Source organism: Helicobacter pylori, from assembly GCF_014496485.1.
GTDB lineage: Bacteria > Campylobacterota > Campylobacteria > Campylobacterales > Helicobacteraceae > Helicobacter > Helicobacter pylori_DD.
Window position 1 is genome coordinate 40,018 of sequence record NZ_JACTAX010000001.1, and the last position, 13,150, is coordinate 53,167.

A 13,150-nucleotide genomic window follows, 5' to 3' on the forward strand; every position below is an offset into this window, starting at 1 on the left:
CTCACTCTTCTTCTATTTTCATAATATCGCCCACTTTGCCTCTGCGCTGCTCTTCTAGCATTTCTAAAATTTCTTTAGTGCGTTCTTTTTCGCTATAGATCACTTCTTTAATTTGAATGGTTTTCCTATACCCTTGAAACCCCACGCTCGCTAAATAACGCTTTTTTTTATGCACATACACGCTCACTTCATCATTAGCGATCTTGTTCAACCGGATAGTATCCCCCACATCTAAATCCAACATTTCTTTCAAACTCAATTCCACCGCGCCCAAAAACACGATCATATCCACGCTCACCCCGCTCAATAGCGCTTGCAATTCCTTATTACGGCTCTTTTTAGAATTCGTCTCTGAAAGCATCAAATCCCTACTCCCCATTTTAGAAAGAATGCTCTCAATGGAAATCACCGGGTAACAAATATTCATCATCCCACGGCTATGCCCAATGATAATCTCTAAAACCACCATGATAGAAATTTCATTTTGAGCGACGATTTGGACCACATTCGCGCTGGATTCTTTAGCGTCAATGGTAGGAAACATCTCCACCACAGGCGACCACACTTCTTTTAAAATTTGCATCACCTGGCGTAAAATCGTATCCAATAAATTCAATTCAATATCGCTAAACTCCCTGTTTTGATCATACGCGCTCCCCTTACCCCCTAATAGTCTGTCAATCATAGGGAAAGCGATGCTAGGATTAATCTCTAAAACCCCCGTTCCCCCCATAGGCTTCATGGAAAAGACATTAAAACTTGTAGGGCTAGGCAAACTCATCAAAAATTCGCCATAAGTCATTTGATCCACGCTGTGGAGCTGAATCTCTACAATAGAACGCATGATAGAAGAAACTTGACTGGAAAGATTCCTAGCCATTTTGTCATGGATACTCCTAAAAGAGCGCAGTTGCTCCTTGCTCACACGATTAGGGCGCTTGAAATCATAGAGGGTTACGCTGCGCTGCGGGATAATATCTTTTTTTTGGACATTTTGAATATCCACATTCTCATCAACGACCTCTAAAAGCGCATCAATTTCTTCTTGGCTTAAAATATCAGCCATGATCCACTCCTAAGGATTGGCGCACCTTTTTAATCACTTCTTTAATGATTTGAGAAATGCGCGATTCAGTAATGCCTAAAATCTCTTTGATCTCGCTCAAATTCAACTCTTCAAAGTAATAGAGCTGAATAAGGATTTGCTCTCGTTCGCTCATTTGATTCAATACTTTTTGGACATGCTCTAACAACTCTTCTGCTTCAATTTTTTTAGTGATTTCATCTTGCTCAATCGCATTGAATTGCTCATCTATTGGCACTAGCGCATAAATATCTGAGGCCGTTTTGGCTTCTCTGATTTTTTCAATATTTTCGCCTAAAGTTTCTGCTAAATACGCATCGCTAGGCTCTTTCCCATGCTCATTAAGGTATTTGGTAATTTCAATATCAATGCTTTTAATGAGTTTCCTGCTAGAGCGAGAAATCACATCTAAAGAGCGCAAATAATCTAGCATCGCCCCATTGACACGAGTTTTAGCATACCCCCAAAAAGAATCGTTTAACGCGCTCTCATAACGCCTGGCTAATTTAATCAATTCTTCAGTGCCAATAGAAACCAGATCGTTAAAATCAATAGAGCTGGGCAAGCGCTCTTTTAAACGAAACGCCATAGCGCGCACGGCCGGTAAATACTGGATAGCGAGATCGTCTTGATGGTGGTGTTGTTGCTTATCATAGGCGTTCAAAACCTTTTCTATATTTTTTTCGCTTGTTTCAGTTTTTTGAATTCCTTTGGGCATTCTATTTTCCATCATCAAAATCATAACTTCTAATGTATTCTAAAATACTAGCCACTTCTTTTTCTCTGTTCTTAAACTCATGGTTGAAACGAAGCAAGCTCTCTTCAGTGCCTTTTTTGTCAAAAAGACAAATATCTAAATCCGTGCAAGCGATAAAAATAGACGCAAACAACAACGCGATCAAGTATCCCCCTAGCGTGGATAACACCGTCCATAATAAAATGCTCTCTGGCTCATTGAATTTCAACACCGAAAACACTAACCCCAAAAAAAACCCCACCACAACAGAAAAATGGATAAAATTTTGAACTTTCATCAGCCTACCCCAAATACTTTAAAAGCCTTTTAAAAAAGCTTTTTAAACCTTCTTTTGGTATTTCTAAAGTGCCGGTTTCTAGTTTAGAAACTAAAAGGCTCGCTATCTGGTCAATGGATTGCGAAAACAAATCGTTGGGGGCTATTTTCCTCAAAATCTTTCGCTCTCTCACATAGCGTTTCAATAAGGAGCTGTTTTCAATCGCCCCTAAATAGTGCAATTCTAATGAAGCGATATTGTTTTTAGCCACCTTGAATAGCCTTTCATAAGTCGCCCTGCCTTCTTTAGGTTGGGCTACCATGTTAGCGATAAGGAACAATTCGTCTTTATTTTTAGAGTTGATTTTAATGCATGCATACGCATCGGTAATCGCTGAAGGATCGGGTGTGGTGATAATCACCACGCAATCGCTCGCATTCAAAAACGCTTGCGTAGTGGCTCCAATCCCAGCGCCTGTATCAATCACAATATAATCTAAAGAGCTTAAAACCCCCTCTTCATCTACGAATTGATCTAAAGCTTCCGCGCCGCTAATGTATTTTAAAATTTCTTCGCCGCTATCCCCGGGAATTAAGCAAAGCCCGGGTTCAATCTCACAAATGATTTCTTGCAATTTGGCTTCACCTTTTAAGGCATGCAAGATATTTTTATGGGTTTTCACTCCAAAAATCACATCTAAATTCGCTAAACCAATATCCGCATCAAACACCCCTACCTTATAACCTTTCTTGTATAAAGAGTAGGCTAAATTAGCGCTAATGTTGGATTTCCCCACGCCCCCCTTACCGCTTGTGATAGCGATGAATTTGGTATTCCCCTTATTGTCAAAAAAACTTTTGGGATTTTTAGCGTTCATAAAATTATCCAAATGGCTCGCTTGATTGTTCATGCTTGTTCCTTATTAGGGTTACTAAAGCCATCTAGCATGCAATCCACTAAATATTCGTTAGTAGCCACTTTCAAATCCATAGGCACTTCTTGGCCGACAGAAAGATAGCTGATAGGCTTTTGGCTTTCATGCACTAAAGAAAACAAATTCCCTAACCCCCTACTCTCATCTAATTTCGTAAAGATTAAAGTGTCAATCCCTAACACCCCAAAAGAATCATAAATATCTTTCATGTCTTCATACTTAGTGGTAACTGAAAGCACTAAGGACACATCAATATTATAACCCCCATCTATAAATTCCTTCAAACCGGCAATTTTTTCTTTATCGTATTGCGAATGCCCTGTCGTATCCACTAAAATAAAATCGCAGTATTCCAACGCTTCAATTTCTTTAGCAAAATCCTTAGCGTCAATCACCGCTTCTATACTCATTTTCATTTTATTAGCATACCAACTCAATTGCTCTAAAGCCCCAATGCGGTAATTGTCTAAAGTGATAATGCCCACCTTGTATTTTTTCGCTAGCATTCTAGAATAGCGCGCGGCTAATTTAGCTAAAGTTGTCGTTTTCCCCACGCCTGTTGGCCCTACAAGCATTAAGATGCGTTTTTGCCTTAAATTCAAATCCTCAGGGCGGCACAAGATCATTTTGCGCAACACTTCTCTAAAATAGCGCTTGATCGTTACGGAATTTTCCCGCATGCGTAAAGGCATCAATTCCAGGCTCAATTGCATGATTTCATCTAAATGACTGGATTTCATCCCACTTTGTTTGGCCAGTTTGTAAATTTCTGCAAATTCTTGAGGGATATTGATAGAATTGGGGTTTTTCTCATCCCAAAACATGTTTTGAATGAGTTTCAAGCTGTCTCTGATTTTGCTTAATTGCAGATTGATGTCTTTAATTTCTTCTTCTTGTTTGACTTCTCTTTTTTCTCTTTCTTTTTTATGGTTGGCTTCATCTTTTAAGGCTTGCAACAAGGCGTCCTGCTTATTAGCCTCTAAAGGCGTATCCTCTAACGGGGCGTCTTTTTCTAAAAGGGTCTTATTTTTTGAAAAACTATAGTTGCGCTGATTGGATGAAACCCCGGCGAGTTTGCGCATTTCTTCTACGGTGCTTGAAAGCTGCATGACCACGTCTTCTTCATTCAATTCTTCATCATACAAACTCTCTGGAATGAGGGGGGCTTTTTTGTTTTCGCTCTCTTCTTCAACCGCCACAACGATTTCATAAAGCCCAGAAGAAGTGAGCGTTTTTTTACGGATTTCTTGCGTTTTAAACACTAGCGTATCCACCCCATGGTGGCTTTGAGCGATCTTTAAAGCTTCAGCGGCCGTCTCCCCACTATAGGTATAGAATTTCACCACTCCCCTTTTTTAAAAAGAATAAAAAGAATTTGTTGCAAAGCCAACGGCACTAACACCGAATCCCTTTCACTCCATTTAGGGTGAGGTAAAGTCAAATCATTCTGTCTTAAAATGACTTGGTTGAAAGCGATAATATCAATATCCAAAGTTCTTGGAGCGTCTTTAAAATCGCGCTTCCTTTTGCGCCCAAAACGCCTTTCTATATAAAAAACCAGAGCAAAAAAATGGCGTAAACTTAAAGATGTTTTAAGAATGATCGTAGCGTTATAAAAGTTAGGTTGCTTAGTGTAACCAAAAGGCGGATTGATATAAATGGGCGAAGAAAAAATTTTCCCAATTTTACTATGATTTTTAAAATATAAAAAACAATTTTTTAATATTTTTAAAGGGCTTTTAAGATTAGATCCTAGTCCTAAAACCACCCTATTAGAAAAATCAAGCCTTTTTTTAAAAAGGCTAGGGAAAAAGCGGTTAGTAAGGATCTCTCGCATCACAAAAGCTCAGCCCTAGAATTTTTAATCACCACTAAATCTTCAATGCGCACCCCAAAAAACCCGGGGATATAAATCCCAGGCTCTATGGAAAACACCATGCCCTCTTCTAAAATGGTTTCACTGCGCGATGAAATATAGGGAAGCTCATGAATGTCTAAGCCAATGCCATGCCCGGTGCTGTGAGTGAAATACTGCCCATAACCATAATCGCTAATCACTCCCCTAGCCAAGCTGTCCGCTTCTTTACCGGTCATGCCCGCTCTAATGCCTGAAATAGCCTTTTCTTGCGCTTCTTTCACAATGTCATAAATCTTTTGACGCTCTTTATCCTTGAAACTCTGCTCTCTTTTGAAGACAAAATCTTTAGGGTCAAAAAAAGCCGTGCGAGTCCTATCCGAGCAATAGCGTTCGTATTTGATCCCCATATCCAAAAGAATGCTATGCTCCGCTTTTAAAAAATCCTTCGCGCTAGGCAAAGCATGGGGCTTGCTCGCGTTCGCATTCAAGGCTAAAATAGGCTCAAAACTCAGATCATAAACCCCCTCTTTAGTCAAAAAGTCCTTAACCTTATGCTGCAAATACCGCTCGCTCAAGGATTCTTTTTCATCAAAAATCTTTTTCACATACTCAGCAAAATTTTCAAAAGCTTCAACATTCAACGCTTGAGATTTTTTGAGGAGTTGGATCTCATGATCGTTTTTAATGATGCGTTTTTGGCGGTGGTAACTAGGCACGCCCTCTAAAATAACCTTATTCCCAACCGCTAAATCCAAACGCTTATAGGTTTGCAAATTCACTTGATTGGGGTCAAAAAAGAGCTTTTTAACCGAGCGTTTAGCGATCAAATCAATCGCGCTTTGCACTAAATCGCTGGATTCTATCACTTCCGCTAAAACGCCATTTTTAGGCTGAATGCTTTCTTTAGCTTCTTGAGTGTAGCGAGAATCAGTGATAAAAAACGAGCGATCGTCTAATTGCAAAAACAAAGCGTTATCGCAACTATAAGCGCACTCAAAAAACATCGCGTTTTCATTGAGCGTGAAATGGGCGTCTCTTTCTAATCCTCTCATCAATAACCCCTTTTACTTTTGATTGTTGATCGGGTTATTGGGGTTATTAGGATTGTTTTTTTGGGCTTCTTGGAAGGCTTTCATTTCGGCTAAAATATTGACCATCGCCATTAAAGCCATGTTGTAACCAAGCGGGCCAAATCCCATGATCACGCCTCCACAAGCCGCTCCAGTGTAAGAATTTTTCCTGAATTCTTCTCTGGCTTGAATGTTAGTGAGATGCACTTCAATAACAGGTTTGCCCGCTAGCATGATCGCATCTGCAATCGCAATAGAAGTGTGCGAAAACGCTCCTGGGTTAATGATAATCCCCTCATAATCGCTGCCCACGCTCTCTTGGATTTTGTCAATGATTTCGCCCTCAAAATTGGTTTGAAAAAACTCTAATTCCACATCTAAATTGCCTTGCTTCACGAAAGTCTGCATGATTTCATGGATTTGGTCTAAGGTTACCATGCCATAAAGTCTTGGGTCTCTGTGTCCTAACATGTTTAAATTAGGCCCTTGAATCACTAAAATTTTCATTATTTATTTCTCCTTGTTGAATATGGAATGAAACCGCATTATAGCATAATTTTTATCTTACCCCTTAAATCCCCTAAGAACGCATTGTCAAGAAACTACCGCTTGACTAACATCAAACTCTTTGATGCTAAAAAACGCTTTTATCCTTTTTTACAAAAACAGCCATCATGACCATTCCTGCAAAAAAACTTCCCGTAATGAAGAAATCAAAGGGGTCAAACCCGATGCCAAAAATGAGGTAAAAGGCGAGTGTCATTAGTATAAAAAACGATATTAAAGAGTTTTGCTTTATCCCGCTCCAAAAAATCTTTACAACCGCTAGTAAAAAAAAGAGCCAGATTAAAAAGCCTATGATCCCCCTAGTGGCTAGAACATGAATGATTTGATTGTCATACCTTTCATAACAAAGAATCAAATCTTTGGCTCTATAAGACTTTGATAAGGATAAAATCTCTTCTAACCTCTGGCATTTCTCGCTAGCGGCCATACCAAAAAAGGGCCTTAAACGCAAAACCGTTAGGGCTTCTTTCCAGCGCTCCAAACGCCACCCGATACTGCTATCGGCGTCCTTTTTAGCGTAGCGTTTCAAATCCTCTTCAAAGCTTTGGTTTTGAACTCTAGATTGCTCTATTGCCCCCCTTTTTTCTAAAGCGTTACTCCCCATATACAAAGCGCTCAAAATAAGACTCACAACCACCATATAACCCAATGGTTTGAGCGATTTTTTGGCGTATAAAATAAAGCAAGAAAGGATCAAAAAAGTAATAACAAAAGCGATTGTCGCGCTCCTTGTAGCGCTTAAAATAACGACTAAAAACCCCACAAAAACAGAAAGCGTGAAAAAAAGTTTTTCTTTTTGACTTTGCGAATAAAGCGCATAAATATAACAGCCTAAAATGGACACGCTCACTAAAACCACATACTCCTTAACCGTGCTAAACCCTTGCGCTCTGGGCATGTTAAAATAAATTTTTTGCACCAATGAAAGCAAGCCGTTGGTGAAATTTGCCACAGCCATGCTATAAAAAAGGATTTTTTGATTCAATTTGATTCTTAAACGGCTAGAAAAAAGCAAGCATAACGCCCCGCAAGCGTAAGTTAAGGACATGTTTAGAGCAAATAAATTGTAGCGGAAAGTTTGGCTATTATACATGTTAAACATGTTAGGGAAGATGCTTAAAAACACGCCTAAAAAAGCCAGTGTGAGCCATTTAAAAGGCATGGTTTTTAAATGATTAATTGCGAAGGTTTCTTTCAAAGACGCTTGGAAATAACACCTAAGAAACAAAAAAACCATTAAAACAATCAACAAGACTTGCGTTAAAGGTTTTTTAAACGAAGTGAGAAAGAAAAGAGCAAAAACTAGAGTGAAAACAGAGTCCGCACTAAAAAAGGCCTTCAAACGCTCTTTTAACACAAACTCGCCATACCCTAAAACCGATAAAATTATCTGTCTTTAATGCCCAGCTTTTCAATCAAAACCACATAACGTGCATGATTGGTGCGTTTGATGTATTTCAACAAGTTGCGTCTTTGAGCGACTAATTTTAAAAGCCCTAAACGACTGGAATGATCTTTGGGGTTAGCCTTTAAATGCTCGGTTAAAAGCTTGATCCTTTCATTCAACAACGCCACTTGCACCTCACAAGAACCCGTATCGTTTTCCTTAGTGGCAAACGCTTTAATGATTTCTTGTTTTTTCTCCAGATTCAAAGCCATAACGACCTCCTAATTGGTAATTTAATAAAGATCGCATTATAGCGTAAAATGAGCTTTTTTGTATCATACTCTTAAACTTTATATTATAATAAGAGACAAACACACCTACCAAAATTAAGGCATTGATTTTAGATTATGGCAAACGAACGCTCCAAATTAGCTTTTAAAAAGACTTTCCCTGTCTTTAAACGCTTTTTGCAATCCAAAGACTTAGCTCTTGTGGTCTTTGTGATAGCGATTTTAGCGATCATTATCGTGCCGTTACCGCCTTTTGTGTTGGATTTTTTACTCACGATTTCTATCGCGCTATCGGTGTTGATTATTTTAATCGGGCTTTATATTGACAAGCCTACTGATTTTAGCGCTTTCCCCACTTTATTGCTCATTGTAACCTTATACCGCTTGGCTTTAAATGTCGCCACCACTAGAATGATTTTAACGCAAGGCTATAAAGGGCCTAGCGCGGTGAGCGATATTATCACGGCGTTTGGGGAATTTAGCGTGAGCGGGAATTATGTGATTGGCGCGATTATCTTTAGTATTTTAGTGCTAGTGAATTTATTAGTGGTTACTAATGGCTCTACTAGGGTTACTGAAGTTAGGGCGCGATTCGCTCTAGACGCTATGCCAGGAAAGCAAATGGCGATTGATGCGGATTTAAATTCAGGACTTATTGATGATAAGGAAGCTAAAAAACGGCGTGCCGCTCTAAGCCAAGAAGCGGATTTTTATGGCGCGATGGATGGCGCATCTAAATTTGTCAAAGGCGATGCGATCGCTTCTATCATTATCACGCTTATCAATATCATTGGGGGGTTTTTAGTGGGCGTGTTCCAAAGGGATATGAGCTTGAGCTTTAGCGCTAGCACTTTCACTATCCTAACCATTGGCGATGGGCTTGTAGGGCAAATCCCTGCCTTAATCATTGCGACAGCGACCGGTATTGTCGCCACTCGCACCACGCAAAACGAAGAAGAAGATTTCGCTTCTAAACTCATCACACAGCTCACCAATAAAAGCAAAACTTTAGTGATTGTGGGGGCGATTTTATTGCTTTTTGCAACCATTCCTGGACTCCCTACCTTTTCTTTAGCGTTTGTAGGGACTCTCTTTTTATTCATCGCATGGCTGATTAGTAGGGAGGGAAAGGACGGGTTGCTCACTAAATTAGAAAATTATTTGAGTCAAAAATTCGGCTTGGATTTGAGCGAAAAGCCCCACAGCTCTAAAATCAAACCCCACACCCCAACCACAAGGGCTAAAACCCAAGAAGAGCTCAAAAGAGAAGAAGAACAAGCGATTGATGAAGTGTTAAAAATTGAATTTTTAGAATTGGCTTTAGGCTATCAACTCATCAGCTTAGCGGACATGAAACAAGGGGGCGATTTGTTAGAAAGGATTAGGGGTATTAGAAAAAAGATAGCGAGCGATTATGGTTTTTTGATGCCTCAAATTAGGATCAGAGATAATTTACAGCTCCCCCCAACGCATTATGAAATCAAGCTTAAGGGCATTGTGATTGGTGAGGGCATGGTGATGCCAGATAAGTTTTTAGCCATGAATACCGGTTTTGTGAATAAAGAAATTGAAGGCATTCCTACTAAAGAGCCGGCTTTTGGAATGGACGCTTTATGGATTGAAACTAAAAATAAAGAAGAAGCCATTATTCAAGGCTATACCATTATTGATCCAAGCACCGTTATTGCGACACACACCAGTGAATTAGTGAAAAAATACGCTGAAGATTTTATCACTAAAGATGAAGTGAAATCCCTTTTAGAGCGCTTGGCTAAAGACTATCCTACAATTGTAGAAGAGAGTAAAAAAATCCCCACCGGTGCGATCCGATCAGTCTTGCAAGCCTTGTTGCATGAAAAAATCCCCATTAAAGACATGCTCACTATTTTAGAAACGATTACCGATATTGCCCCATTGGTTCAAAACGATGTGAATATCTTAACCGAACAAGTGAGGGCGAGGCTTTCTAGGGTGATCACTAACGCTTTTAAATCTGAAGACGGGCGTTTGAAATTTTTAACCTTTTCTACCGATAGCGAACAATTTTTGCTTAATAAATTGCGAGAAAATGGCGCTTCTAAGAGCTTATTACTCAATGTAGGCGAATTGCAAAAACTCATTGAAGGGGTCTCTGAAGAGGCTATGAAAGTCTTGCAAAAAGGGATCGCTCCGGTGATTTTGATTGTAGAGCCTAATTTAAGAAAAGCCCTTTCTAATCAAATGGAGCAGGCCAGGATTGATGTGGTCGTGCTAAGCCATGCGGAATTAGATCCTAACTCTAATTTTGAAGCCTTAGGCACGATCCATATTAACTTTTAATGGATAAATAATTGATAAAAAAGGAGAATGATGCGAGTTTATCACCTTTCACACATTGATTTAGACGGCTATGCGTGCCAGCTTGTTTCAAAACAATTTTTTAAAAATATCCAATACTATAACGCTAATTACGGACGTGAAGTCTCAGCGAGAATTTATGAAATTCTAAACGCAATCGCTCAATCTAAAGAGAGTGAATTCCTTATTTTGGTTAGCGATTTGAATTTGAACTTAAACGAAGCAGAGTATTTGCAGGATAAGATCCAAGAACACCGCTTGCAAAATAAAAACATTCAAATCCAGCTTTTGGATCACCATATCAGCGGTAAGGAAGTGGCTGAGAGTTTCCATTGGTATTTTTTAGACATTAACCGTTGCGCGACTAAAATCGTGTATGAATTTTTGAAAAAGCATTACGCTCTTTTAGAGCCAAAAAACACAACATGGCTAGAGCCTTTGGTGGAAATGGTCAATTCTGTGGATATTTGGGACACGCAGGGTTATGGTTTTGAATTAGGCAAGGTGTGCATGCGCATGATCACTCAAAGCTCTGAATTGAATCGTTTCATGTTTGATGATGAAAACCGCAACTATAAATTAAAGCTTTTAGAAGAAGTTAAAAACTATTTGTTTTTAGAAAACGCCCCTGTAGCCTATGATAACGATTTGTTCAAACTCAAAAAAATCGCTTTAGGGGGCGACCCTAATACAGAAACGATGGACAATATCTCTTCAAACGCACAAACGCATTTGCTCTCTTTAAAAAAGCATGATTGCAGCGTTTATTACCAGGATAAGAAAGGGTTTTTAAGTTATTCTATGGGGGGTATTAGCGTGTTGGCTAACCTTTTTTTAACGCAAAATCCGGATTTTGATTTTTATATAGATGTGAACGCTAAAGGGAATGTGAGCTTAAGAGCGAATGGGAATTGCGATGTGTGTGAACTCAGTCAAATGTGTTTTAATGGGGGCGGGCATAGGAATGCGAGCGGAGGCAAGATTGATGGCTTTAGGGAGAGTTTCAATTACAGGGATATTAAAGAACAAATTGAAGAAATCTTTAATAACGCTTAAAACTAAGCCGTTTGCAAAAAGCCAACAAAAACTAAAAAGAGTTTAAAAGCTCTTTTTGATAAGGTTTAAAAATTTTCATTCTATCATTTTGTATAAACTCATTTCTTTAAGGGAATAAGGGATATTTTAAAAACTATTCCCCTACAAACCTCCAACTAAATCCCCCTAACCCCCAAAAGGTCGCTTAAAAATTCATCGCTTACTTTTCGCAAGCTCTTTTAATCATTTGATTGTAAAAAATGCTTTTTTAGTATTTTTAGGTTTTTTAAATTATCATCACGCCAACGCAAATAATCATTTTAAGTTATCTCTCTATTTTATTGTTTTTTGTTGCGGGTATTTGGAGCATGTTAGGGTTTGGGTAATAGTGAGCGGCTATCTTAAAAAGGAGATGACCAACTATGAAACCACTATTAGCAATCATAGTTTTAATGGTTCTCACAACGCCACTATACTAAAATTTTAGTGCAAGCTAGAGTTTAGCTAGCATTTTCTTTGTGTATTTTTCTTGTATCCCATAAAAATCCCACAAAAATAAGACTTTTTCAATATCCAATGAAAACGGAGCCAAAGTTTGTATTTTTGTGTTTTGATAGACATTTAAATCCATGAATTGATACGAACCTGCTTTAGTGTTTTTTAACCAAAACACCCTACCAATCGCAGATAAAATGATCATGCTCCTAGCTAAACACCAACATGATATGAGTGTCTCTATTATCGCTATTCAAATATTTGATTTTACCCACTTCACACCCTCATTCTAATCTATTTTTTAGCAAACCACGGAATTTACTCTTCACACGCCGGTTTGGGGTAGCAAAAACGATAGCCTCTGCGCCTTACGGTTTCAACCGTGGAAATCCCCAAGGGTTTATCCATTTTTTGGCGGATTTGATTGATAGCCACTTCAATGACATTAGGGGTAACCATTTCAGGCTCTTCCCAAATAGCGTCTAAAAGCTGTTCTTTGGAGACGATTTGATCCCTATGTCTGGCAAGATGGGTCAGCACTTCAAAAGGCTTCCCTTTCACTTCAACTTCACGCCCCTTGTAAATAATCTTTTCTTCATCAGGGCTAATGGTCAAATCCCCAATTTCAATCACATTAGAGCCCCAAAACCTCAAACGAGCCTCAATCCTTGCGACTAAAGCTTTAATGCTGCGATAAGGCTTAGCGATATAATCGTCCGCGCCTTGCTCAAACGCATGGACTTCTTCTTCGCTTGTGGGGTTATCAGAAGAAACTAAAACAACAATAGAAGAATGCTTTTCCTTGATTCTAGAAACAAAACTTAAAGCGTTTTTATCGCTAACCATAACCAAGTCGTAATTCCTAATATCCATAAGATATTCCCCATCCTCTAAACTCTCTGTTACATCAGCCATAAAGCCTTTAACATTTAAGCCCTTTTCAATTTCTCCACCCAAAACAGAATTTTTTTCAATCAGTAGAACGCGCATGGTGTATGACTCCTGCATTTAAGAGTAATTCAAGCACTGATTATATCATAATTTTAAATTAGTTTAAGAAAATATTAATAAAAGTTATCG

General features: G+C 38.9%; 14 protein-coding genes. 2 read left to right on the forward strand and 12 right to left on the reverse strand.

Annotated elements, in window-relative coordinates:
• Position 1: 1 nt before the first annotated feature.
• The 10 genes from fliM to rpsO form a co-directional block, all read right to left on the reverse strand.
• Positions 2 to 1,066 (reverse strand): flagellar motor switch protein FliM, encoded by a 1,065-nt coding sequence (fliM, locus tag IC572_RS00190; RefSeq protein ID WP_000763575.1) that lies wholly within the window; start codon positions 1,064 to 1,066, stop codon positions 2 to 4.
• Positions 1,059 to 1,826 (reverse strand): RNA polymerase sigma factor FliA, encoded by a 768-nt coding sequence (locus IC572_RS00195; protein ID WP_187854660.1) that lies wholly within the window; start codon positions 1,824 to 1,826, stop codon positions 1,059 to 1,061. The genes fliM and IC572_RS00195 overlap by 8 nt, the downstream gene beginning before the upstream one ends.
• Positions 1,804 to 2,118: a hypothetical protein gene (locus IC572_RS00200; RefSeq protein ID WP_000868000.1), complete on the reverse strand. Its 315-nt coding sequence runs from the start codon at positions 2,116 to 2,118 to the stop codon at positions 1,804 to 1,806. Before IC572_RS00200 ends, IC572_RS00195 begins: the two co-directional genes overlap by 23 nt.
• Before the next feature lie 4 nt (positions 2,119 to 2,122).
• Positions 2,123 to 3,007 (reverse strand): flagellum site-determining protein YlxH, encoded by an 885-nt coding sequence (ylxH, locus tag IC572_RS00205; protein ID WP_187854661.1) that lies wholly within the window; start codon positions 3,005 to 3,007, stop codon positions 2,123 to 2,125.
• On the reverse strand, positions 3,004 to 4,374 hold the full coding sequence (gene flhF / locus IC572_RS00210; protein ID WP_187854662.1) for a flagellar biosynthesis protein FlhF: 1,371 nt from the start codon (positions 4,372 to 4,374) through the stop codon (positions 3,004 to 3,006). The genes ylxH and flhF overlap by 4 nt, the downstream gene beginning before the upstream one ends.
• Positions 4,371 to 4,868 (reverse strand): 2-amino-4-hydroxy-6-hydroxymethyldihydropteridine diphosphokinase, encoded by a 498-nt coding sequence (folK, locus tag IC572_RS00215; RefSeq protein ID WP_187854663.1) that lies wholly within the window; start codon positions 4,866 to 4,868, stop codon positions 4,371 to 4,373. Before folK ends, flhF begins: the two co-directional genes overlap by 4 nt.
• The gene (locus tag IC572_RS00220) at positions 4,868 to 5,941 is read right to left on the reverse strand and encodes an aminopeptidase (protein WP_187854664.1); all 1,074 of its coding nucleotides are present in this window, start codon (positions 5,939 to 5,941) and stop codon (positions 4,868 to 4,870) included. The genes folK and IC572_RS00220 overlap by 1 nt, the downstream gene beginning before the upstream one ends.
• Before the next feature lie 12 nt (positions 5,942 to 5,953).
• Positions 5,954 to 6,466, reverse strand: coding sequence for a type II 3-dehydroquinate dehydratase (gene aroQ, locus IC572_RS00225; RefSeq protein WP_000699286.1), 513 nt, complete (start codon positions 6,464 to 6,466; stop codon positions 5,954 to 5,956).
• Positions 6,467 to 6,593: 127 nt separating this feature from the next.
• A complete protein-coding gene (locus tag IC572_RS00230) occupies positions 6,594 to 7,883 on the reverse strand; it encodes an O-antigen ligase family protein (RefSeq protein ID WP_187854665.1) in 1,290 nt (429 codons plus the stop codon).
• 29 nt (positions 7,884 to 7,912) lie between these two features.
• Complete coding sequence (gene rpsO / locus IC572_RS00235) at positions 7,913 to 8,185, reverse strand: 30S ribosomal protein S15 (RefSeq protein ID WP_001207122.1); 273 nt, start codon at positions 8,183 to 8,185, stop codon at positions 7,913 to 7,915.
• Positions 8,186 to 8,320: 135 nt separating this feature from the next.
• Here rpsO and flhA point away from each other — a divergent pair, with 135 nt between their 5' ends.
• Positions 8,321 to 10,522: a flagellar biosynthesis protein FlhA gene (gene flhA / locus IC572_RS00240; RefSeq protein ID WP_001262891.1), complete on the forward strand. Its 2,202-nt coding sequence runs from the start codon at positions 8,321 to 8,323 to the stop codon at positions 10,520 to 10,522.
• Positions 10,523 to 10,552: 30 nt separating this feature from the next.
• Positions 10,553 to 11,596, forward strand: a complete 1,044-nt coding sequence (locus IC572_RS00245) for a 3',5'-cyclic-nucleotide phosphodiesterase (RefSeq protein ID WP_187854666.1) — start codon at positions 10,553 to 10,555, stop codon at positions 11,594 to 11,596.
• 472 nt (positions 11,597 to 12,068) lie between these two features.
• On the opposite strand, the gene IC572_RS00250 is transcribed toward IC572_RS00245, so the two are convergent.
• Together IC572_RS00250 and hsrA are read right to left on the reverse strand one after the other, a co-directional pair.
• A complete protein-coding gene (locus IC572_RS00250; RefSeq protein ID WP_187854667.1) occupies positions 12,069 to 12,275 on the reverse strand; it encodes a hypothetical protein in 207 nt (68 codons plus the stop codon).
• A gap of 113 nt (positions 12,276 to 12,388) precedes the next feature.
• Positions 12,389 to 13,060: a response regulator-like transcription factor HsrA gene (gene hsrA, locus IC572_RS00255; RefSeq protein ID WP_001264984.1), complete on the reverse strand. Its 672-nt coding sequence runs from the start codon at positions 13,058 to 13,060 to the stop codon at positions 12,389 to 12,391.
• Between the last annotated feature and the right edge of the window lie 90 nt (positions 13,061 to 13,150).

Coding starts and splice junctions, on each gene's coding strand:
- hsrA (WP_001264984.1), bottom strand. CDS start 13,060: ATGCGCGTTCTACTGATTGAAAAAAATTCTGTTTTGGGTGGAGAAATT.
- aroQ (WP_000699286.1), bottom strand. CDS start 6,466: ATGAAAATTTTAGTGATTCAAGGGCCTAATTTAAACATGTTAGGACAC.
- rpsO (WP_001207122.1), bottom strand. CDS start 8,185: ATGGCTTTGAATCTGGAGAAAAAACAAGAAATCATTAAAGCGTTTGCC.
- IC572_RS00195 (WP_187854660.1), bottom strand. CDS start 1,826: ATGATTTTGATGATGGAAAATAGAATGCCCAAAGGAATTCAAAAAACT.
- IC572_RS00220 (WP_187854664.1), bottom strand. CDS start 5,941: ATGAGAGGATTAGAAAGAGACGCCCATTTCACGCTCAATGAAAACGCG.
- folK (WP_187854663.1), bottom strand. CDS start 4,868: ATGCGAGAGATCCTTACTAACCGCTTTTTCCCTAGCCTTTTTAAAAAA.
- fliM (WP_000763575.1), bottom strand. CDS start 1,066: ATGGCTGATATTTTAAGCCAAGAAGAAATTGATGCGCTTTTAGAGGTC.
- IC572_RS00200 (WP_000868000.1), bottom strand. CDS start 2,118: ATGAAAGTTCAAAATTTTATCCATTTTTCTGTTGTGGTGGGGTTTTTT.
- ylxH (WP_187854661.1), bottom strand. CDS start 3,007: ATGAACAATCAAGCGAGCCATTTGGATAATTTTATGAACGCTAAAAAT.
- IC572_RS00245 (WP_187854666.1), top strand. CDS start 10,553: ATGCGAGTTTATCACCTTTCACACATTGATTTAGACGGCTATGCGTGC.
- IC572_RS00250 (WP_187854667.1), bottom strand. CDS start 12,275: ATGATCATTTTATCTGCGATTGGTAGGGTGTTTTGGTTAAAAAACACT.
- flhA (WP_001262891.1), top strand. CDS start 8,321: ATGGCAAACGAACGCTCCAAATTAGCTTTTAAAAAGACTTTCCCTGTC.